General features: G+C 71.4%; 18 protein-coding genes and 2 pseudogenes. 12 read left to right on the top strand and 8 right to left on the bottom strand.

Features of this window, described 5'->3' with window-relative positions:
- Window positions 1-76: 76 nt before the first annotated feature.
- The gene (locus tag PH203_RS01080) at window positions 77-892 is read left to right on the top strand and encodes a serine hydrolase domain-containing protein (protein WP_289914997.1); all 816 of its coding nucleotides are present in this window, start codon (window positions 77-79) and stop codon (window positions 890-892) included.
- On the opposite strand, the gene PH203_RS01075 is transcribed toward PH203_RS01080, so the two are convergent.
- On the bottom strand, window positions 889-1539 hold the full coding sequence (locus PH203_RS01075) for a pirin family protein (protein WP_289916589.1): 651 nt from the start codon (window positions 1537-1539) through the stop codon (window positions 889-891). The two genes, PH203_RS01080 and PH203_RS01075, sit on opposite strands and share 4 nt — an antisense overlap.
- A 126-nt stretch (window positions 1540-1665) precedes the next feature.
- On the opposite strand from PH203_RS01075, the gene PH203_RS01070 reads away from it, so the two are divergent.
- The 5 genes from PH203_RS01070 to fabF all read left to right on the top strand — a co-directional run bounded on the left by PH203_RS01070 (window position 1666) and on the right by fabF (window position 6604).
- Window positions 1666-2871: a helix-turn-helix domain-containing protein gene (locus tag PH203_RS01070; RefSeq protein ID WP_289914995.1), complete on the top strand. Its 1206-nt coding sequence runs from the start codon at window positions 1666-1668 to the stop codon at window positions 2869-2871.
- Between the two features lie 89 nt (window positions 2872-2960).
- Window positions 2961-3899: an ACP S-malonyltransferase gene (locus tag PH203_RS01065; RefSeq protein WP_289916587.1), complete on the top strand. Its 939-nt coding sequence runs from the start codon at window positions 2961-2963 to the stop codon at window positions 3897-3899.
- Window positions 3900-3916: 17 nt separating this feature from the next.
- Window positions 3917-4918 carry a ketoacyl-ACP synthase III gene (locus tag PH203_RS01060; RefSeq protein WP_289914993.1) on the top strand — a complete coding sequence of 334 codons (1002 nt, stop codon included), beginning with the start codon at window positions 3917-3919 and terminating at the stop codon, window positions 4916-4918.
- A gap of 81 nt (window positions 4919-4999) precedes the next feature.
- The gene (locus PH203_RS01055) at window positions 5000-5248 is read left to right on the top strand and encodes an acyl carrier protein (RefSeq protein WP_015660680.1); all 249 of its coding nucleotides are present in this window, start codon (window positions 5000-5002) and stop codon (window positions 5246-5248) included.
- Window positions 5249-5332: 84 nt separating this feature from the next.
- Window positions 5333-6604, top strand: a complete 1272-nt coding sequence (fabF, locus tag PH203_RS01050) for a beta-ketoacyl-ACP synthase II (protein WP_289914965.1) — start codon at window positions 5333-5335, stop codon at window positions 6602-6604.
- Between the two features lie 70 nt (window positions 6605-6674).
- On the opposite strand, the gene PH203_RS01045 is transcribed toward fabF, so the two are convergent.
- Window positions 6675-7169, bottom strand: a complete 495-nt coding sequence (locus PH203_RS01045) for a DUF3145 domain-containing protein (RefSeq protein WP_289914963.1) — start codon at window positions 7167-7169, stop codon at window positions 6675-6677.
- Window positions 7170-7450: 281 nt separating this feature from the next.
- Here PH203_RS01045 and PH203_RS01040 point away from each other — a divergent pair, with 281 nt between their 5' ends.
- Window positions 7451-8353 (top strand): SGNH/GDSL hydrolase family protein, encoded by a 903-nt coding sequence (locus tag PH203_RS01040; RefSeq protein WP_289914961.1) that lies wholly within the window; start codon window positions 7451-7453, stop codon window positions 8351-8353.
- A 15-nt stretch (window positions 8354-8368) separates the two neighbouring features.
- The gene (locus PH203_RS01035; protein WP_289914958.1) at window positions 8369-9343 is read left to right on the top strand and encodes an aldose epimerase family protein; all 975 of its coding nucleotides are present in this window, start codon (window positions 8369-8371) and stop codon (window positions 9341-9343) included.
- Between the two features lie 98 nt (window positions 9344-9441).
- On the opposite strand, the gene PH203_RS01030 is transcribed toward PH203_RS01035, so the two are convergent.
- Complete coding sequence (locus tag PH203_RS01030; RefSeq protein ID WP_289914956.1) at window positions 9442-11877, bottom strand: glycoside hydrolase family 3 C-terminal domain-containing protein; 2436 nt, start codon at window positions 11875-11877, stop codon at window positions 9442-9444.
- Between the two features lie 106 nt (window positions 11878-11983).
- Between PH203_RS01030 and PH203_RS01025 the strand changes: the two are divergent.
- Window positions 11984-12494: pseudogene (locus PH203_RS01025) on the top strand (TetR/AcrR family transcriptional regulator).
- Here PH203_RS01025 and PH203_RS01020 read toward each other — a convergent pair.
- Both PH203_RS01020 and PH203_RS01015 read right to left on the bottom strand, forming a co-directional pair.
- The gene (locus PH203_RS01020; protein WP_289916584.1) at window positions 12491-12880 is read right to left on the bottom strand and encodes a RidA family protein; all 390 of its coding nucleotides are present in this window, start codon (window positions 12878-12880) and stop codon (window positions 12491-12493) included. The pseudogene PH203_RS01025 and the gene PH203_RS01020 sit on opposite strands and share 4 nt — an antisense overlap.
- A 390-nt stretch (window positions 12881-13270) precedes the next feature.
- Window positions 13271-13717, bottom strand: a pseudogene (locus tag PH203_RS01015) (NAD(P)-binding domain-containing protein); the annotation flags it as partial.
- Window positions 13718-13775: 58 nt separating this feature from the next.
- Between PH203_RS01015 and PH203_RS01010 the strand changes: the two are divergent.
- The 3 genes from PH203_RS01010 to PH203_RS01000 all read left to right on the top strand — a co-directional run bounded on the left by PH203_RS01010 (window position 13776) and on the right by PH203_RS01000 (window position 16423).
- On the top strand, window positions 13776-14762 hold the full coding sequence (locus PH203_RS01010; RefSeq protein WP_289914954.1) for a LysR family transcriptional regulator: 987 nt from the start codon (window positions 13776-13778) through the stop codon (window positions 14760-14762).
- Between the two features lie 48 nt (window positions 14763-14810).
- Window positions 14811-15077, top strand: coding sequence for a hypothetical protein (locus PH203_RS01005; RefSeq protein ID WP_289914952.1), 267 nt, complete (start codon window positions 14811-14813; stop codon window positions 15075-15077).
- 92 nt (window positions 15078-15169) lie between these two features.
- Entirely contained in the window at window positions 15170-16423 is a 1254-nt protein-coding gene (locus PH203_RS01000; RefSeq protein WP_289914951.1) for a pyroglutamyl peptidase, read from the top strand.
- Here the strand turns inward: PH203_RS01000 and PH203_RS00995 are convergent.
- The 3 genes from PH203_RS00995 to PH203_RS00985 all read right to left on the bottom strand — a co-directional run bounded on the left by PH203_RS00995 (window position 16395) and on the right by PH203_RS00985 (window position 18786).
- Window positions 16395-17009: a LysE family transporter gene (locus tag PH203_RS00995; RefSeq protein ID WP_289914949.1), complete on the bottom strand. Its 615-nt coding sequence runs from the start codon at window positions 17007-17009 to the stop codon at window positions 16395-16397. The genes PH203_RS01000 and PH203_RS00995 overlap by 29 nt on opposite strands.
- A complete protein-coding gene (locus PH203_RS00990; RefSeq protein ID WP_289914947.1) occupies window positions 17006-17821 on the bottom strand; it encodes an EI24 domain-containing protein in 816 nt (271 codons plus the stop codon). Before PH203_RS00990 ends, PH203_RS00995 begins: the two co-directional genes overlap by 4 nt.
- Window positions 17822-17922: 101 nt before the next feature.
- A complete protein-coding gene (locus PH203_RS00985) occupies window positions 17923-18786 on the bottom strand; it encodes a hypothetical protein (RefSeq protein WP_289914945.1) in 864 nt (287 codons plus the stop codon).
- Window positions 18787-18906: the final 120 nt, after the last annotated feature.

Raw genomic sequence — 18906 nt, 5'->3', positions numbered from 1 at the left:
GCTATGGCCTTGGAGTGCACTCCAGGCAAGCGGAGCCGGTAAGAATTCGGCGAGGCTCGGTGGTTAGCATCGGCGCATGTCGTTGAAGAGCCTCTCCCTGATCGAGAACTGGCCGGTCCCGACCGCCGCGGCGGCCGTCGTCCGGGCGGACGGGACGCTGCTGGGCAGCCACGGTCCGGTCGGCCACCGCTTCCCGCTGGCCTCGGTCACCAAGCCGCTGGCGGCGTACGCGGTGCTCGTCGCGTACGAGGAGGGCGCGATCGAGCTGGACGAGCCGGCCGGTCCCGCGGGGTCGACGGTACGGCACCTGCTCGCCCACACCTCGGGCCTCGCCTTCGACGAGCACAAGGTGACGGCCCCTCCCGGTGAGCGGCGGCTGTACTCCAACGCCGGCTTCGAGCAGCTCGGCGACCACATCGCGAAGGCCACGGACATCCCGTTCGCGGAGTACCTGCGGCAGGCGGTCCTGGAGCCGCTGGGCATGACGCGGACGACCCTGGAGGGCTCCCCGGCGAAGGACGCCGTCTCGACGGTCGAGGACCTGATCCGCTTCGCCGCCGAGGTCCAGTCCCCCCGCCTCCTGGACCCCCGCACGGTCGCGGACGCGATGACGGTCCAGTACCCCGGCACGAAGGGCGTCCTGCCGGGCTACGGCCACCAGAACCCCAACGACTGGGGCCTCGGCTTCGAGATCCGCGACTCCAAGTCCCCCCACTGGACGGGCAGTTCCTCCTCGCCCCGCACCTTCGGCCACTTCGGCCAGTCCGGCACGTTCCTGTGGATCGACCCGACCGCGGGCGCGGCCTGCGTGGCGCTGACGGACCGCGCCTTCGGACCGTGGGCGGTCGAGGCGTGGCCGGCGTTCACGGACGCCGTCCTGAACGAGCTCTAGACCATCTCCCACAGCAACAACTCGGCCTGCGTCACGGCCACCGCGTCCAGGTTCTTGGCGTCCGTGATGCGGGCCGCGTCGCCCGGCCCCAACCGCTCACCGTCCAGCCGCACTTCACCCCGCACGACGTGCGCGTACACGTACCGCCCGTCCGGCACCGCCGTCCGCTCCCCCGCGCCCAGTCGCCGTACGTGGAGCATCGCGGCGGCCTCGGGGACGGCGTAGGGGGTGGAGTCGGCGATGCCGTGGACGATCTCGTAGGAGGGGGTGCCGCCCGGGGTCCGGGGGGCCAGCCACATCTGCACGAAGGTCAGGGGGGTGTCGGCGTCGTTGCGCTCGACGTGCCGTACGCCCGCCGCCGCGCTGAGCCGCTGGACGTCCCCGGGGCGGACCGTGGTCTCGTGGCCCGTGGAGTCGCGGTGGGTGAGTTCGCCCTCGACCACCCACGTCACGATCTCGGTGTGGCTGTGCGGGTGCTCGTCGAAGCCGGCGCCGGGGGCCAGGCGCTCCTCGTTGCAGGCGATCACCGCGCCGAAGCGGAGGTTGTCGGGGTCGTAGTGCGGCCCGAAGGAGAAGGCGTGCAGCGACTCGATTCCGGCCGCCGGGTCGCCGCCTGGGTAGCGCCCAGCGGCGCGCCGTACGTCCATCACGGACCCACGGTACTGCCGCCGACCGACCCGAACGGACGGAAGCGCTGAGCACGGTCGGGCTCTCGGCACCGGTAAAAAGCACCCCGTAGGCGACCGACCCATCCGATAAGGCAGTCTTGTCACGTGCCCGAACCCGAAGCCAGCAACACCGAAGCCGTCGTACGTGAGTCTCATCCGCACTCGGCGACCCTGAAGCGGCTGGAGAAGTCGTCCGGGTCGCTCGCCGCGCAGGCGATCGCGCGGATGGACGAGACACTGTCGTGGTACCGGGCCATGCCCCCGGAGAACCGTTCCTGGATCGGGCTGGTCGCGCAGGCCGGTATCGCCGCGTTCACGGAGTGGTTCCGGCAGCCCGACGCCCCGCAGGCGATCTCCACCGATGTGTTCGGTACGGCTCCTCGGGAGCTGACCCGGGCGATCACGCTGCGGCAGACCGTGGAGATGGTGCGGACCACCATCGAGGTCATGGAGTCCGCCATCGACGAGGTGGCCGCTCCCGGGGACGAGGGCATTCTGCGGGAGGCCCTTCTCGTCTACGCCCGGGAGATCGCCTTCGCCACCGCCCAGGTCTACGCCCAGGCCGCGGAGGCGCGCGGCGCCTGGGACGCCCGGCTGGAGTCGCTGGTCGTCAATGCCGTGCTGAGCGGGGAAGCCGACGAAGGGGCGGTGAGCAGGGCCGCCGCCCTGGGGTGGAACGCTCCGGAGCATGTCTGTGTCGTCCTCGGCACCGCTCCCGACGGGGACTCCGAGCTCACCGTCGAGGCCATCCGGCGGGCCGCCCGGCATGCCAAGCTCCAGGTGCTCACCGGGGTGCTCGGGGACCGGCTGGTCGTCATCGCCGGGGGCAGCGACAATCCGATCGCCGTCGCCAAGTCGCTGATCGGGCCTTATGCCGCCGGACCGGTGGTCGCCGGGCCCGTCGTGTCCGATCTGCTGGCCGCGACCCGGTCCGCTCAGGCCGCCGCCGCGGGGCTCAAGGCCTGTTCCGCCTGGCAGGACGCCCCGCGGCCCGTTCTGGCGGACGATCTGCTTCCGGAGCGGGCCATCGCCGGGGATCCCAGCGCCCGAGAGCAGTTGGTGGAGGAGATCTACAGACCGCTGGAGGAGGCCGGGTCCGCGCTCCTGGAGACCCTCTCCGTCTATCTCGAACAGGCGTCCAGTCTCGAAGGTGCCGCCCGGATGCTCTTCGTCCATCCGAACACCGTGCGCTACCGGCTTCGACGTGTGACTGACGTCACCGGCTGGTCGCCTTCGGATGTACGTTCGGCGTTCACGCTGCGGATCGCGCTCATCCTGGGGCGTCTGGCCGACGGGGATCTCCAGCTCTAGGCTTTTGTCGGGGGCCCACAAAACCCCCTCGTGTTCTTCGTCCCTGTCCCCACGGGCGGCTTGGGCCGCCTCCAAGAGAGAGTGTGAGAGTGCTCGTACTCGTCGCTCCCGGCCAGGGCGCCCAGACGCCCGGCTTCCTGACCCCCTGGCTCGAACTCCCCGGTGCCGCCGACCGCGTCGCCGCGTGGTCGGACGCCATCGGCCTGGACCTCGCCCACTACGGCACCCAGGCCGACGCGGACGAGATCCGTGACACCGCCGTGGCCCAGCCGCTGCTGGTCGCCGCCGGGATCCTGTCCGCCTCGGCACTCGGTGCCGTCACCCCGGGCGCGGTCGCCGGGCACTCCGTCGGCGAGTTCACCGCCGCCGCCTTCGCCGGTGTCCTCGACGACACCACCGCGCTGACCCTCGTACGCAAGCGCGGCCTGGCCATGGCCGACGCCGCCGCGGTCACCGAGACCGGCATGTCGGCGCTGCTCGGCGGCGACCCGGAGACCTCCGTCGCGCACCTGGAGAAGCTCGGCCTGACCCCGGCGAACGTCAACGGCGCCGGCCAGATCGTGGCCGCCGGCACGCTGGAGCAGCTCGCCACGCTGAACGAGGACAAGCCCGAGGGCGTCCGCAAGGTCATCGCGCTGAAGGTGGCCGGCGCCTTCCACACGCACCACATGGCGCCCGCGGTCGACGTACTGGCGAAGGCCGCCGAGGCCGTCACGCCCGCCGACCCGACGCTCCCCTACGTCTCCAACAAGGACGGGCGGACCGTCGCCACCGGCGCCGAGGTGCTGCAGCGGCTGGTCGGCCAGGTCGCCAACCCGGTCCGCTGGGACCTGTGCATGGAGACCTTCAAGGAGCTCGGCGCGACCGCGATCGTCGAGGTCTCCCCCGGCGGCACGCTGGTCGGCCTCGCCAAGCGCGCACTGCCCGGCGTCAAGACGCTGGCCCTGAAGACACCCGACGACCTCGACGCCGCTCGCGAGCTCATCGCCGAGACCGTGACATCTGCCGCTGACGCGGCGGGCGCCTGAAAAGGAGCGACAGAGCAATGTCGAAGATCAAGCCCAGCAAGGGCGCCCCGTACGCGCGGATCATGGGTGTGGGCGGCTACCGCCCGACCCGGGTCGTGCCCAACGAGGTGATCCTCGAGACGATCGACTCGTCCGACGAGTGGATCCGCTCGCGCTCCGGCATCGAGACCCGGCACTGGGCGAACGACGAGGAGACCGTCGCCGCCATGTCGATCGAGGCGTCCGGCAAGGCGATCGCCGACGCCGGGATCTCCGTCGAGCAGATCGGCGGTGTGATCGTCTCGACCGTCTCGCACTTCAAGCAGACCCCGGCCGTGGCGACCGAGATCGCCGACAAGCTGGGCACGAACAAGGCCGCCGCCTTCGACATCTCGGCCGGCTGCGCGGGCTTCGGCTACGGCCTGACCCTCGCCAAGGGCATGATCGTCGAGGGCAGCGCGGAGTACGTCCTCGTCATCGGCGTCGAGCGGCTGTCCGACCTGACCGACCTGGAGGACCGCGCGACGGCCTTCCTGTTCGGTGACGGTGCGGGCGCGGTCGTCGTGGGCCCGTCCCAGTCGCCGGAGATCGGCCCGACCGTGTGGGGCTCCGAGGGCGACAAGTCCGAGACGATCAAGCAGACCGTGCCGTGGACGGACTACCGCGACGGCGAGGTCGCCAGGTTCCCCGCCATCACGCAGGAGGGCCAGGCGGTGTTCCGCTGGGCCGTCTTCGAGATGGCGAAGGTCGCCAAGGAGGCGCTGGATGCCGCCGGCATCACCGCAGACGACCTGGACGTCTTCATTCCGCACCAGGCCAACGAGCGGATCATCGACTCGATGGTGAAGACACTCAAACTGCCGGAGACCGTCACGGTCGCGCGTGACGTACGCACCACCGGCAACACCTCGGCCGCCTCGATCCCGCTCGCGATGGAGCGGCTCCTGGCGACCGGCGAGGCCAAGAGCGGCGACACCGCGCTCGTCATCGGCTTCGGGGCGGGTCTCGTCTACGCCGCGACTGTCGTTACCCTCCCCTAGGCACTCCGTGCCGGATCGTGCGATCCGGTGCGGGACGTACCACCTGCCACACCCTCTGGATATCTACGAAGGAGCGCCTCAATGGCCGCCACTCAGGAAGAGATCGTCGCCGGTCTCGCCGACATCGTGAACGAGATCGCCGGCATCCCGGTCGAGGACGTCCAGCTGGACAAGTCCTTCACCGACGACCTGGACGTCGACTCGCTGTCCATGGTCGAGGTCGTCGTCGCCGCTGAAGAGCGCTTCGACGTCAAGATCCCGGACGAGGACGTCAAGAACCTCAAGACGGTCGGCGACGCGACCGACTACATCCTCAAGCACCAGGCCTGAGCCACCCTCTAGGCCCGGCTGCACTGCCCCGCCACCCGGCGGTGGCGCCGCTGAATCCTCGTGATACTTGGAGAAAGATTTCCCGTGAGCCCGACCAATCGCACCGTGGTCGTCACCGGTATCGGCGCAACCACACCGCTGGGTGGCGACGCAGCCTCTACCTGGGAGGGCCTGATCGCCGGCAAGTCCGGTGTGAAGCCCCTGGAGCAGGAGTGGGCGGCCGACCAGGCCGTCCGTATCGCGGCGCCCGTCGCCGTGGAACCGACCGAGGTCATCCCGCGGCCGCAGGCCCGCCGGCTGGACCGCTCGGCGCAGTTCGCGCTGATCGCGGCCCAGGAAGCCTGGAAGGACGCCGGCTTCGAGGGCAAGGCGGGTGAGGACCAGAACGTCGACCCCGACCGCCTCGGCGCCGTCATCGCCTCCGGCATCGGCGGCGTCACCACGCTGCTCGACCAGTACGACGTGCTGAAGGAGAAGGGCGTCCGCCGCGTCTCCCCGCACACCGTCCCCATGCTCATGCCGAACGGCCCCTCGGCCAACGTCGGTCTGCTCGTCGGCGCCCGCGCCGGTGTGCACACCCCGGTCTCCGCGTGCGCGTCCGGCGCCGAGGCCATCGGCTACGCCATCGAGATGATCCGCTCCGGCCGCGCCGACGTCGTCGTCGCGGGTGGCACGGAGGCGGCGATCCACCCGCTGCCCATCGCCGCGTTCGGCAACATGATGGCGATGTCCAAGAACAACGAGAACCCGCAGGGCGCCTCGCGTCCCTACGACACCGCGCGCGACGGCTTCGTCCTCGGCGAGGGTGCCGGTGTGATCGTCCTGGAGTCCGCGGAGCACGCCGCCAAGCGCGGTGCCCGCGTGTACGCCGAGGCCGTCGGCCAGGGCGTCTCCGCCGACGGGCACGACATCGTGCAGCCCGAGCCGGAGGGCCGTGGCATCGCCCACGCCCTGCAGAACCTGCTCGACAACACCGACCTGGACCCGGCGGAGATCGTGCACGTCAACGCGCACGCCACCTCGACGCCGGCCGGTGACGTGGCCGAGCTGAAGGCGCTGCGCAAGGTGTTCGGCGACGACACCGACCACTTCGCGGTGTCCGGTACGAAGTCCATGACCGGTCACCTGCTGGGTGGCGCCGGCGGTGTGGAGTCCGTGGCGACGGTCCTCGCCCTGTACCACCGGGTCGCCCCGCCGACCATCAACGTCGAGAACCTCGACCCGGAGGCGGAGGCCAACGCGGATGTCGTCCGCGGGGAGGCCCGCAAGCTGCCGGTCGAGGGCCGGATCGCCGCGCTGAACGACTCGTTCGGATTCGGCGGCCACAACGTGGTGCTGGCGTTCCGTACGGTCTGAGCGACCTCCGTACGCAACCGAAGGGCCCCCACCGGTCGGTGGGGGCCCTTCGGCGTGTCTCTCAGGGGCGCTAGACGACCTGGTGCAGCCAGCGCACCGGGGCGCCCTCACCGGCATACCTGAACGGCTCCAGTTCGTCGTCCCACGGCTTTCCCAGCAGCTTGGCGATCTCCGACTCCAGATCGGTCTCGCCGCCCTGGGAGCGGGCCAGGGCCGCCCTGAGGCGGTCCTCCGGGATGAGGATGTCGCCGTGGATGCCGGTGACCGCGTGGAAGATGCCGAGGTCGGGGGTGCAGCTGTAGCGCTCGCCCTCGGCGGTGGGGCAGGGCTCGGCAGTGACCTCGAAGCGGAGGAGGTGCCAGCCTCTCAGGGCCGACGCCAGCTTCGATGCCGTGCCCACCTCGCCCTTCCAGGAGAACTCCGAGCGCCAGGTGCCGGGGGCCGCCGGCTGCCGGATCCAGTCGAGGTTGACGCGCGTGCCGAGCACTCCGGCGACGGCCCACTCGACGTGCGGGCACAGCGCGCGCGGAGCGGAGTGCACGTACAGAACTCCACGTGTCGTCACCGGGACCTCCGGGCAGAGCGGGACCATTGTGCGAATTGACTGAGCGGTGGTGGCGGCAGCCACGTTGATGGCGAGGCTACCGTGCGGCGGCGCAAGGAGTGTGACGTACCGTCGGTCCCGATGCCGTGAAACGCCCGCCATTCACCCGGCAGGACGCTAGTACGGGCGTGATCCGTTGCGCTTGCCCCGTCCCGTTCGGGGGCCGGGAACTCCCGAACGTTGTCATGGAGGGGGACGAAGTTCGCAGGGGATGGCATGTCGACCGAGGGGATCACCAGGGGATGCGGAAGCGAAGGCAGCGCTCGCGCGCCGTTCTCGCCGTCATGACGGCGGCTGTCCTGGGCGCAGCCGGCTGTGACGCGGTGGGCGGCGACGAATCGGCACCGTCCCCGTCCGGCACCGCCGCGCAGCGGTCGAAACCGACCCCGACAGGTCCCGTCTGGGACTCCAGCCCGGCGTCGCTCGCCGCCGTGGGCGACTCCATCACCCGCGCCTTCGACGCCTGCTCCCTCCTCCAGGACTGCCCCGAGGCCTCCTGGGCGACCGGCAGCAGTACGAAGGTGGACAGTCTCGCCGTACGGCTGCTGGGGACGGCGAAGGCGGCCTCGCACAGCTGGAACTACGCGGTCAGCGGGGCGCGGATGGACGATCTGGCCGGGCAGATGGCGCAGGCCGCGGCGAAGAAGCCCGGGCTCGTGACGGTGATGGCGGGGGCCAATGACGCCTGCCGGGACTCGACCGCGCAGATGACGTCGGTGGCCGACTTCCGCTCGCAGTTCGAGGACGCGATGAGCACCCTGCGGGACGCGGCGCCGAAGGCGCAGGTCTATGTGGCGAGCGTGCCGGATCTGAAGCGGCTGTGGTCCCAGGGACGCACCAACCCGGTGGGCAAGCAGGTGTGGAAGCTCGGGATATGCCCGTCGATGCTGGGCGACGCCGATGCCCTGGACGCGGTGGCGACGGAGCGGCGGGACACCGTGCACAAGCGGGTGCAGGAGTACAACGAGGTGCTGAAGGAGGTCTGCGCGAAGGACGAGCTGTGCCGCTTCGACGGGGGCGCGGTCTACGAGTACCGGTTCGGGACCGACCAGCTGAGCCATATCGACTGGTTCCATCCGAGTGTGAACGGCCAGGCCAGGCTGGCGGAGATCGCCTACCGCGAGGTCACCGGCAAGAAGGCGTGACCTAGAGTTCCGCACATGAACGAACTCTTCGGCGCACTTTCCGACGGCACCCCGGTGCACCGCTGGACCCTTGAGCGGTCCGGTGTGCGGGTGCGGGTGCTGTCGTACGGCGGGATCGTGCAGTCCGTCGAGGTGCCGGACCGGGAGGGGAACCTCGCGAACGTGGTGCTGGGGTTCGCGGATCTGGACGGCTATCTCACCCACACCGGGCCCTACTTCGGCGCGCTGATCGGCCGGTACGCGAACCGGATCGCCGGTGGCCGCTTTCCGCTGGACGGGGTGACGTACGCGCTGGAGCCCAACGGCGCGCCGAACTCCCTGCACGGCGGGGAGCGGGGCTTCGACAAGCGGGTGTGGGACGTCGAGCCGGCCGGCGAGCACGGGCTGCGGCTGTTCCGGGTCAGTCCGCACGGCGAGGAAGGCTTCCCGGGCCGGCTGGAGGTCTCGGCCACGTACTCGCTGGACACGGACGGGGCGCTGCGGATCGCGTACGAGGCGGTGACGGACGCGCCGACGGTGGTCGCGCTGACGAACCACAGCTACTTCAATCTGGCCGGTGGCGGGCACGCGGGCGGTCATGAGCTGCGGATCGCCGCCTCGCGGTACACGCCGGTGGACGCGGATCTGATCCCGACCGGGGTGCTGGAGGATGTGACGGGCGGCCGGTTCGACTTCCGGGAGGGCCGGAAGTCGGGGTCGGGCTACGACCACAACTTCGTGCTCGACAAGGGCGTCACGGACGCCCCGGTCGAGGTCGCCGAGCTGCACGATCCCTCCTCCGGCCGGGTGCTGACGGTCTCCACCACCGAGCCCGGCCTCCAGCTGTACACCGCCGACCATCTGACCGAACCCTTCGCGCCCTGCGACGGAGTCGCCCTGGAGACCCAGCACTTCCCGGACTCCCCGAACCGTCCGGAGTTCCCGAGCACGGTGCTGCGGCCGGGCGAGGTGTTCCGCTCGGAGACGGTGTACGCCTTCTCCGCCCGATGACGCCGGTGCCCGCCCGGCGACGGCCCGGACAGGTATAAGCCCCGGCCCGGGTGTCAGGTCCCGGACCGGGGCTGCTCTGCGGGGAGGCTCGTCCCGGTTCAGACGTTAACCGTGGCGGTGAGACGGCGGTCCGTGATCGAGCGGCCGATCTGGATCTCGTACGAACCCTTCACAAACGACCACGAGCCCTCCGCGCCGTCCTCCTCCGTCCAGGTCTCGAAGGCGCGGCGCGGGAGTTCGACGGTGACCTCGACGCTCTCGCCGGGGGCGGCCTCGACAGCGGCGAAGCCGGCCAGCTCGCGCTGCGGGCGGTTCCCGGGCGCGGTGGGGGCGAGGTAGACCTGGACGACCTCACGGCCGGTGCGCTCGCCGGAGTTGTGGAGCCGGACGCGGACCGTGGTGCCTTCGGTCTCGACGGAGTCATAGGTCCAGTCGGTGTAGCCGAGGCCGTGCCCGAAGGGGTACGAGGGGGTCCGGCCCTCCTTCTCCCAGGCGCGGTAGCCGATGAAGACGTCCTCGGTGTACGGGAGTTCGCCCTCGACGGGGACGACCCGGGTGACCGGGGCGGCGGCCAGGGAGCCCCAGGTGGTGGGGAGGCGGCCGCCCGGCTCGTGGGCGCCGGTGAGGACGTCCGCCAGGGCCGAGCCGCCCTCCTGGCCCGGGAACCAGCTCAGCAGCACGGCGGCGACGTCCTCGCGCCACGGCAGCTCCACCGGGGAGCCGGAGTTGACGACCACCACGGTGTTGGGGTTGGCGGCGGCGACGGCGCGGACCAGGTCGTTCTGGCGGCCGGGGAGCATGAGGTCCGTGCGGTCGAAGCCCTCGGACTCGACGCGCTCGGTGGTGGCGACCACGACGACGGCCGTGTCGGCGTTCCGGGCGGCCTCGACGGCCTCGGCGATCAGCTCGTCGGGGTCGCGCTGCGGGTCCTGGTGGGCGAGGGCGAAGATGATCGCCTGCATCGGGACGTCTTCGGGAAGTTCGACGACGTAGGTGAGGGAGACCTCGACCGGTTCGCCGGCGGTGAGTTCGACCTGGGCGCGGGGCGTGGGCGCACCGAAGAAGGTGATGAAGGGGTCGTCCTTGGCGGGGTTCTGCACGTCGTCGAAGCACGTCGTGCCGCCGATGGTGAGCTTGAAGGTGCCGATGCCCTGGATGCCGAAGGTGTGGGTGCCGCTCTCGCGCGGGGTGAAGGTGCCGGTCAGCTCGACGGTGTGCAGTCGCTCGTGAGTGACGCCCGCGGGCAGACCCGAGGGCCCCATCCACTTGAGCTGGCCGCCCGGCGCGGAGTCGGAGCCGATGACGTTGCCGTCGCCGTCCCGGCAGACGGCGCGCAGTTCGAAGCCGGCGTCGAAGACGGCGAGTTCGGCGTTCGGGTCGGCGCCGACGGCGTAGGTGAGGGTGCCCTCGGGGAGGGCGGCGGTGAGGCCGTCGAGCGGGGAGACGATGCGGGCGGGGAAGACGGTGGCGGAGCCGCCGCCGAGAACGCGGGCGTCGCGGGCGGCGGAGCCGATGAGCGCGACCGTGCCGTTCGGCCGCAGCGGCAGGGCGCCCTGGTTGCGGACGAGGACGAAGGCGCGGCGGGCGATCTCGCGGGCCAGGGCCTCGCCGTCGATGGGGTCCGGGAGCTCGGTGACGACCGGTTCGGCGTTCTCCAGGGCGCCGACGCGGGCGGCGAGGCGGAGGACGTTGCGTACGGCGGCGTCGACCTTGGCCTCGTCGACCTCGCCGTCGCGGACCGCCTGGGCGAGGGCGGGGCCGTACACGGTCTGCGGGCCGGGCATGGCGACGTCGAGGCCGCCCTCGATGGCGCCCTTCGTGGAGCGGGCGGCCATCCAGTCGGAGACGTTGAAGCCGTCGAAGCCCCATTCGCCGCGCGCGATCTCGTTCACGAGGTGGTGGTGCTCGGTCATCGTCACGCCGTTGACCTGGTTGTAGGCGGTCATGATGCCCCAGGGGCGGGCGTTCTCGACGATCAGCTCGAAGGGGCGCAGGTACAGCTCGCGCAGGGCGCGTTCGGAGACGATGTTGTCGACGGTGAAGCGGTCGGTCTCGGCGTCGTTGGCGACGAAGTGCTTGACGGTGGTGCCGACGCCGCCGGACTGGACGCCCTGCACATAGCCCGCGCCGATGAGCCCCGTGAGGTACGGGTCCTCGCTGTAGGCCTCGAAGTGGCGGCCGCCGAGCGGGGATCGGTGGAGGTTGACCGTCGGGGCGAGCAGCACATGGACGCCCTTGCGGCGGGCCTCCTGGGCGAGCAGCGCACCGGCGCGGCGGGCGAGTCCGGGGTCCCAGGTGGCGCCGAGGGCGGTCGGGGAGGGCAGCGCGACCGACGGGTCGTCGGCGGTCCAGCGCACCCCTCGGACACCGATCGGCCCGTCGGACATGACGAGGGACGCGAGACCGATCTCGGGCAGGGCGGGCAGGGTCCACATGTCCTGGCCCGAGAGCAGCCGGGCCTTGGCGTCCAGGTCGAGCTTGCCGAGGGCTGCCACTACGGCAGCCTCGCGCTCGAAATCGGCGGTTCCCTGCATCGCGGTGCCTCCTCGTCGAAGTCCATGCACGCCTTCATCCTGCCTCGGTGTGCCGCGACGCAGTCGAGCATTTCTTCGCGGCTGAACCGCTGCCGCTCTCGCGGACGTGGTTGCTCGCCGTCGTGGTTCCTCAATTGATGGTTGCGGTCGGCGCGCGGAGATTGTGCGGGCGGCCCTGGAGGTGATCGCCGAGCGCGGTTACCGAGGGGCGGGTCTCGCCGCCGTCGCGGAGCGCGTCGGGCTCACCCCGCAGGGGCTGTTGCACCACTTCCCGACGAAGGAGGCGCTGCTGGTCGCCGTGCTCAAGGAGCGGGACCAGTGGGACGCGGTGCCGGCCGGCAAGTGGTGGGGAGAGCGTGACGGACGGGCATCCGGCGCGCGGGTACTTCACCGAGCGCTATGCGCAGGTGCGCGAGAGCATGGCGGCGGTGCTGCGGACCGAGTACGGGGAGCGGCTGCCGAACGGGCTGACGCCGGAGCGTACGGCGCCGCTGCTGGTGGCGGTGATGGACGGACTCCAGTACCAGTGGCTGCTGGATCCGGAGTCCGTGGACATGCCGGGGGCGTTCCGGGACTTCCTCGGACTGCTGGGCGAGGACCCGGACCGGCCCGGCTAGCGGTTCGCCGGTATCGCGGCGACGACCTCGATCTCGATCTGCGCCTCCGGGCGGAACAGCTTCGACACCTCGAAGGTCATGCTGGTGGGCGGGGTGCCGGTGAGGAACTCCCTTCGTACGGCGCCGTATTCCTGAAGCTTGTCGATGTCGGTGAGATACGTGCGGATGTTGATGATGTCCGCGAGCGTGGCGCCGTGGGCCTTCAGCAGGGCGTCGATGGTCTCGAAGACGCCCCTGCTCTGCTCGGCGAGGGTGTCGCCCTCGGCGATCTGGCCGGAGAGGTACAACAGGGCGCTGCCGTCGGCCTGTTCGACCCGGGCGACCTGGGAGTAGTAGGGACTCAGGGGCTGCGGGGCGCCGGCGGGGCTGTCGATGGTGACCTTCATGGGAATCCCCCTCTGTTTCTGTGAAGTTGAGGCGGTGCGGATGCGGGCGGCGGCGGCCGAGAGGTCCTCGCCGGGTTCCGCGACACGGCGGTAGTACTCCAACACGGCCTCGGCCGCGGGCAGTCGGGTCGTCCTCGTGGCCAGTTCCAGGTCCTTCACCGCGAGGGGCGCGTCGAAGTGGACGCCCTCGGCGAAGGCGCGGGCGACGGCTCCGGCGAGGGGGCCGTTCGCGAGGGCGGTACGGACGGTGTCGTCGGCGAGACCGAGGGCGTCGGCGAGGCGGAGGGCTTCGGCGACCACGGCGACGCCGCTGATGACGGCCGAGTTGAGGACCAGCTTGAGGGCGGCGCCGGAGCCGAGGGGGCCTGTGCGGGTGACCGTGCCGAGGTGGGCGAGGACGTGCTCGACGCCGGTCGTGTCACCGCCGGCGAGGATGCCGAGGGCGCCGGTGGCCGCCTTGTCGGTGCTGCCCATGACGGGAGCGTCGACGAGGGTCACGCCGCCGGGGAGCCGGGCTTCGAGCCGGGCTTCGAGCAGGCGGACGGCGTCCGGGCCCACGGTGGACATCTCGACCCAGTGCACGCCGGGGCGCAGGGCTTCCACGGCCGCCTGCGCGACCGCGTCCAGCGCGTCAGGTCCGGCGAGCATGGTGATGACGACGTCGGCGTCCCGGACCGCGTCGGCCGGGGAGGCGGCACACCGGGCGCCCTCGGCGACGAGCTGCTCCGCCTTCTCGGGGGTGCGGTTCCAGACGGTCAACGGTTGGCCCGCGGCGAGGAGTCGGCGGGCCATGGGGGCGCCCATGCGGCCGAGGCCGAGGAATGCGATGTGCTCCATGGCGTCGACGCTATGTCCGGGCATGTGATGCGACAAGCGAATGTCTAGCATGGGAGCCATGCCTCATTCGCATGAGTCCGAGTCCGACTCCGAGTCCGGCTCCGAGTCGCTCGACCTCTCCACCGTCTGGCTGCGCGCCTTCCTCGAAGTGGCCCGCCAGGGGTCCTTCACGGTCGCCGCGCGCACGCTCGGCTGGACCCAGTCCGCGGTGTCCCGGCAGATCTCCTCGCTGGAGTCGGCGCTGGGCGGGGCGCCGCTCTTCGACCGGCTGCCGCGGGGCGTACGGCTCACCGAGGCGGGGCGGGTCCTGGTGCCGCACGTGGAGACGGTCGTCGAGGCCCTGCACGGGGCCGGGCGGGAGCTGGCGGCGTTGCGTGAAGCGGCGGGCGGGCGGCTGCGGTTCGGGGCGTTCGCGACGGCCGACGCGGCGCTGGTGCCGCATGCCCTCGCCGCGTTCCGGGCCCTGCATCCCCGGGTCCGGCTCTCCCGCGAGGAGGGGTTCACGCCGGTGCTCCTGGACCGGCTGACCGCGGGGCATCTGGACCTGGCGGTGGTCTCGACGACGGGACGGGCGCCGCTGGAGGCGTACGAGCTGCGTCATCTTCTCGACGAGTCGCTGTACGTCGCGGTCCCGGCCGGGCATCCGCTGGCGGGCGGGGACCCGGTCCCCCTGGGGCGGCTCGCCGACGCCGAGTGGATCTCCGGCAGCGCGCGCCCGGAGGGGACGCTGCTGGACGCGGCGCTGCGGCAGGGGTTCCGGCCGCGTGTGGCGCATGTGGTCGCCGAGTGGACGGCCAAGCAGGGGTACGTCGCGGCGGGGCTGGGCGTGGCCCTCGTCCCGGCGCTGGCCGCCGCGTCCGTACGGCCGGATGTCGCGCTGGTGCCGGTGCTGGACGAGGGGGCGCCGGCCCGGGCGGTGTACGCGGCGACGGTTCGGGGGCGGGCGGCGGTGCCCGCGGTGGAGGCGTTCGTGGGGGCGTTGCGGGAGGCGGCGGGACGGATTCCGGGACAGGCACGGGCTGGGTACGGGACGGCTGCGGAATAGGTACGGATGCTCAGGCGGTCGTTCTCCGTCACGGCGAGGATGATCGTCATGAAGGCCAAGAACACCGTCACCGTGCTCGCGCTGCTTCCGGTCAACTTCCTTGCCGTGGCCTACGGATGGTGGGCGGCCGGCTGGACCTCGTGGGCGGCGAACTGGAACGAGGAGCCGTACGCGCCGCCGATGGCCGAGCTGGGCACGGCGTGCGCGGTGGTCGCGGTCATCGGGGTCGCACTGCTGCTCGCCCGGCTGTGGGGAGCGGCCGCCTTCCAGATGATCCCCGTGCTCGCGCTCATCACGCTGATGAGCCCCTCCTGAGTCACACCCCATGGCGTAGATCACTTCCGTCACGCATACTTCCGGCGTCGGCGTCACCCACGCTCCCCACAGCGACGGAAGGCTGAACTCCCTTGAATTCCCTACGTGTTCGCATCGGTGTCCTCGGTGTGGTCCTGCTGGCCGGCCTCGCCGCCCCACAAGGGGCGCAGGCCGCCGAGGCCGCTCCCGCCGCCACCGTCGAGGAACTGCGGCTCGACAGAGCCGTGCCCCAGGAGATCCTGCGGAGGTCCGGATTCGACTCCGTGGCACCGGACTTCGCCGAAGCGCTGAGCTCCGCGGACAGTTATGCGGAGGCGCGGCGGATCGTCGCATGCGCGGGTTCCGCGCTGTGGAAGCGGGCCGTCGACCGGGCGCAGGGACGGGGGCCCGCCGGGGGCGATCTGAGCCGGGACGACGACCGTCCGTTGTACTGGGCGCGGTTGGGGATGACACGGGAGGTGCGGGGCTGGGAGCCGGGGTTCGGTCCGCTGAGCGAGGAGCAACGGGCCGCGCTGCTGGACGAGTTGGAGCGGACCTCTCGGGGGCAGACCTCCATTCGGTACCCGGCCGGCGCGAAGGGGCTCAAGCGGGTGCTGGTCACCGGGTTCGACCCGTTCACACTGGACCGGGACATACGGATCTCCAATCCGTCCGGGGCGACCGCGCTGGCGCTCGACGGGACCGTGATCGAGACCGCGGAGGGGCCGGCCCGGGTCGAGACCGCCGTCTTTCCCGTGCGCTGGCAGGACTTCGCGGACAGCACCGTGGAGCGGACCCTGCGGCCGTATCTGAAGCGGGTGGATCTGTTCGCCACCGTGAGTCAGGGGCGCGTCGGACGCTTCGACGTCGAGCGGACCAACGGGGCCTGGCGGGGCGGGTTCGGCGACAACGAGAACATCGGGCGGACGGAGACCATCCCGGTCGCCGATCCGGCCACGCAGCCGCAGTGGACGACGACCACCCTGCCGTACCCGGAGATCGTGGCCGCGAACACCGGGCGCTTCCCCGTGTACGACAACACGAGCGTGACCGAGATCCCGGCGGGGGGCACACAGGCCGTGGTGCGGCCCGACGGGCCCACGGAGGGGTCGACGGCCCGGGCCGGGGGCGGCGGCGACTACCTGTCCAACGAGATTGCCTACCGGGCCACGCTGTTGCGGGACCGGCTCGGGCTGCACGACGCACTGCCCGGCGGGCATGTGCACACGCCGGTGCTGCAGTTCGGGACCGGGAACACCACCGAGGTCACCGATCCCGTGTTCGTGCAGAACCGGCTGGACATCATCGCCCAGGTGCGGTCGATCGTGACCGTGGCGGTCAGTGCGACGGGGCGAACGCGAGGCTGATGCCGAGGCCCGCGAGGACCGAGCCGATCACCTTGTTGAGGACCTTCTGACCGCGGAGCATCAGGGTGCGCATGCGGTCGTGGGAGAAGAAGACCGCGACGACGCCGAACCACAGCAGGTGGGCCAGCGACATGAACAGGCCGTAGCCCACCTGCTGGACGACCGGGGTGCCGGGGCTGACGACCTGGGCGAAGGTCGAGACGACGAAGAGGGTCGTCTTGGGATTGAGGACGTTGGTGAGGAAACCGGAGCGGAGGGCCTGCAGCGGGGTGAGGTCCGACGTGGTCTCCAGGTCGACCTCGACCTCGCCCCGGGTGCGGAAGGTTCGTACGCCGATGTAGACGAGGTAGGCCGCGCCGACCAGCTTGATCACCGTGAAGAGGAACGTCGAGGACGCGATCAGCAGGCCCACGCCGAGCATCGTGTACGTGACGTGCACCAGGACGCCGGCGGCGACGCCCGTCGCGGCGAGGAGGCCGGTGCGGCGGCCGTGGAGGTAGCTGTTGCGGACGACCATGGCGAAGTCGGCGCCGGGGGCTATGACCGCGAGGACGGTGATGACGGCGACGGCGAGTATCTCGGTCACGGGGTGATCTCCTCCGCGTCGTTGTCGTGGTCGTTGTCGTGGCCGTCGGAGTCGGCGTCCTCGCGGGTCTCTTCGCCGAGCAGTTCGCGGGCCATGAGCGTGGCGCCCGCGACCGCGCCCGGCATCAGGAACACCGCGACGAACGGCACCAGGAAGGCGAGGCCCAGAGGGGTGCCGAAGCCCCACACCAGGGTCTTGCGGGAGCGGAGCAGGGCGAGGCGGTCGCGGAGTTCGACGCCGCGGCGCTGGAGGGCAACGGCGACGAGTTCCTCGGTGAGGAAGAAGCCGGTGACGAAGAAACCGATCACCGGGACGACGGTCTGCCCGACGAACGGGATGAAGCCGAGGCCGAAGAGCAGTACGCCCCACAGCGCGGCGCGGCCGAGGATGCGCAGGCTGTCCCGCGCCGAGATCCACAGCTCCCGCCAGAGAGGGAGGCCCGACTCGGGTGCCGTGCCGTCCGGGGAGACGTCCCGGTCGACCTTCTCGGAGAGGCTCTCGTAGAAGGGCTGGCCGATGAGGAGGGTGACCGCGGTGAAGGTCAGGACGGCGAGGAGCAGGGCGAGGGACCAGAGCACGACGGTGAGGAACCCACGGAACAGGCCCGGCCAGGGGCTCGACCAGTCGTCGGCGAAGGGGGTGGACCAGGCGACGAAGTCATCGCCCCAGATCGCGAGCGAGACGAGGGCCGCCCCGTAGAGAACGAGGGTGATGAGCCCCGGGATCAGCCCGAACTCGTACTGCTTGCCGTGCCGGGCCACCCATCGCTGGCCCCTCAGCAGAAACTTGAAACCCACCCCAAGATCGCGCATGGCCGAACTCTATCGGGCGGCCGGTCCGGGGTTCGCGGTCGCACGGAGGCCTGCCGGGCCGCCCGGGGAGGGGGAAGGCGGCCCTTGGAACCCCGTTCCGATCACCCCGCCGCCACCGCCACCACGACCCCCCGCTCGTCCGCCGGGCTCACCGCCGCCTGCACCCGTACCGCCGCCGCCCTCGCCACCCGTCCCGCCCGGGATGCCCCGGTCAGCAGCAGGGGCTGGAGTTGTTCGAGTCCGGCGACGAACAGCTCCTCCCCCGCGATCAGTACCGGCCGGGCCGCCTTGGTGGTGGCCGCCGCCGCTTCCGTGAGGTCGGCCAGGGGCTGGAGGGAGGCCCGGACCACGCCCGCGCCGGCTGCCGCCGCGCGTTCCGCCAGGGCGACCTGCAGGGGCATCAGCGGGGCCAGGGCCGCCGTCAGCGCATCGGCGATGCGGCGGAGTTCGGGGGACGAGTCCCGCAGCACCTCCGCCGCCGACCGGATCACCGGGGTCAGGGCGAGGAGTGTGCCCGCCGCGAGGCCCGCCGCCGCGGGGAGCAGCGGGGACATCGCCTCCACCAGGTCGCCCAGAGCGGTCGCGAACTCCTCCACCGCCGGTTCCACCGCGTCCAGCACCGGCAGCAGGCTGTCGCCCAGCGCGGTCAGCAGGGCTTGGGCCGGTTGGCTGACCGGATGGACGGCGAGTGGAGCACCGCTCGTGCCGAGGCGGGTGAGGGTGTCGACGATGCGGTAGAAGGCCTCCTGCGCCTGCGGGGACGCGCTCGCCTCCGCCAGTTCCGCGGTCGTCTCGCGCAGGACCCGGAGCACTTCCTGGCCCGAACCGTCCCTGGGGTCGAAGGTGTTGATCGCGATCCTCGTGATGTTCCCGGCCGTGTCCAGGAGTTGGCCGGTGATGTCGGTGGTGCTGCGCGCCATGCGCAGTACGTCTTCCCTGCTCGGGAGGGGAGGGATCGGTGCCATGAGGCTCTCCGCCTTTCTTGGCTCGTTCACCTACGGGCGCTTCCAGCCGGTGTCGGGACGGCGCACCCTTCGGCCCACTCGTGCGTCGCCTGACAAGCCGCGGTTGCCGGGTGTCCCGAC

The sequence above is a fragment of the Streptomyces sp. S.PB5 genome (genome assembly GCF_030403745.1).
Classification (GTDB): Bacteria; Actinomycetota; Actinomycetes; order Streptomycetales; family Streptomycetaceae; genus Streptomyces.
Note: the sequence above shows the minus strand (reverse complement) of the source record. Positions and strands in the feature narration are given on the sequence as shown.

Bases quoted from the DNA above. Each gene is read 5' to 3' on its own strand.
- PH203_RS01080 (WP_289914997.1), top strand. From the start codon at position 77: ATGTCGTTGAAGAGCCTCTCCCTGATCGAGAACTGGCCGGTCCCGACC.
- PH203_RS01075 (WP_289916589.1), bottom strand. From the start codon at position 1,539: ATGGACGTACGGCGCGCCGCTGGGCGCTACCCAGGCGGCGACCCGGCG.
- PH203_RS01060 (WP_289914993.1), top strand. From the start codon at position 3,917: ATGTCGAAGATCAAGCCCAGCAAGGGCGCCCCGTACGCGCGGATCATG.
- PH203_RS01055 (WP_015660680.1), top strand. From the start codon at position 5,000: ATGGCCGCCACTCAGGAAGAGATCGTCGCCGGTCTCGCCGACATCGTG.
- PH203_RS01040 (WP_289914961.1), top strand. From the start codon at position 7,451: ATGCGGAAGCGAAGGCAGCGCTCGCGCGCCGTTCTCGCCGTCATGACG.
- PH203_RS01035 (WP_289914958.1), top strand. From the start codon at position 8,369: ATGAACGAACTCTTCGGCGCACTTTCCGACGGCACCCCGGTGCACCGC.
- PH203_RS01030 (WP_289914956.1), bottom strand. From the start codon at position 11,877: ATGCAGGGAACCGCCGATTTCGAGCGCGAGGCTGCCGTAGTGGCAGCC.
- PH203_RS01020 (WP_289916584.1), bottom strand. From the start codon at position 12,880: ATGAAGGTCACCATCGACAGCCCCGCCGGCGCCCCGCAGCCCCTGAGT.
- PH203_RS01010 (WP_289914954.1), top strand. From the start codon at position 13,776: ATGCCTCATTCGCATGAGTCCGAGTCCGACTCCGAGTCCGGCTCCGAG.
- PH203_RS01005 (WP_289914952.1), top strand. From the start codon at position 14,811: ATGAAGGCCAAGAACACCGTCACCGTGCTCGCGCTGCTTCCGGTCAAC.
- PH203_RS00990 (WP_289914947.1), bottom strand. From the start codon at position 17,821: ATGCGCGATCTTGGGGTGGGTTTCAAGTTTCTGCTGAGGGGCCAGCGA.
- PH203_RS00985 (WP_289914945.1), bottom strand. From the start codon at position 18,786: ATGGCACCGATCCCTCCCCTCCCGAGCAGGGAAGACGTACTGCGCATG.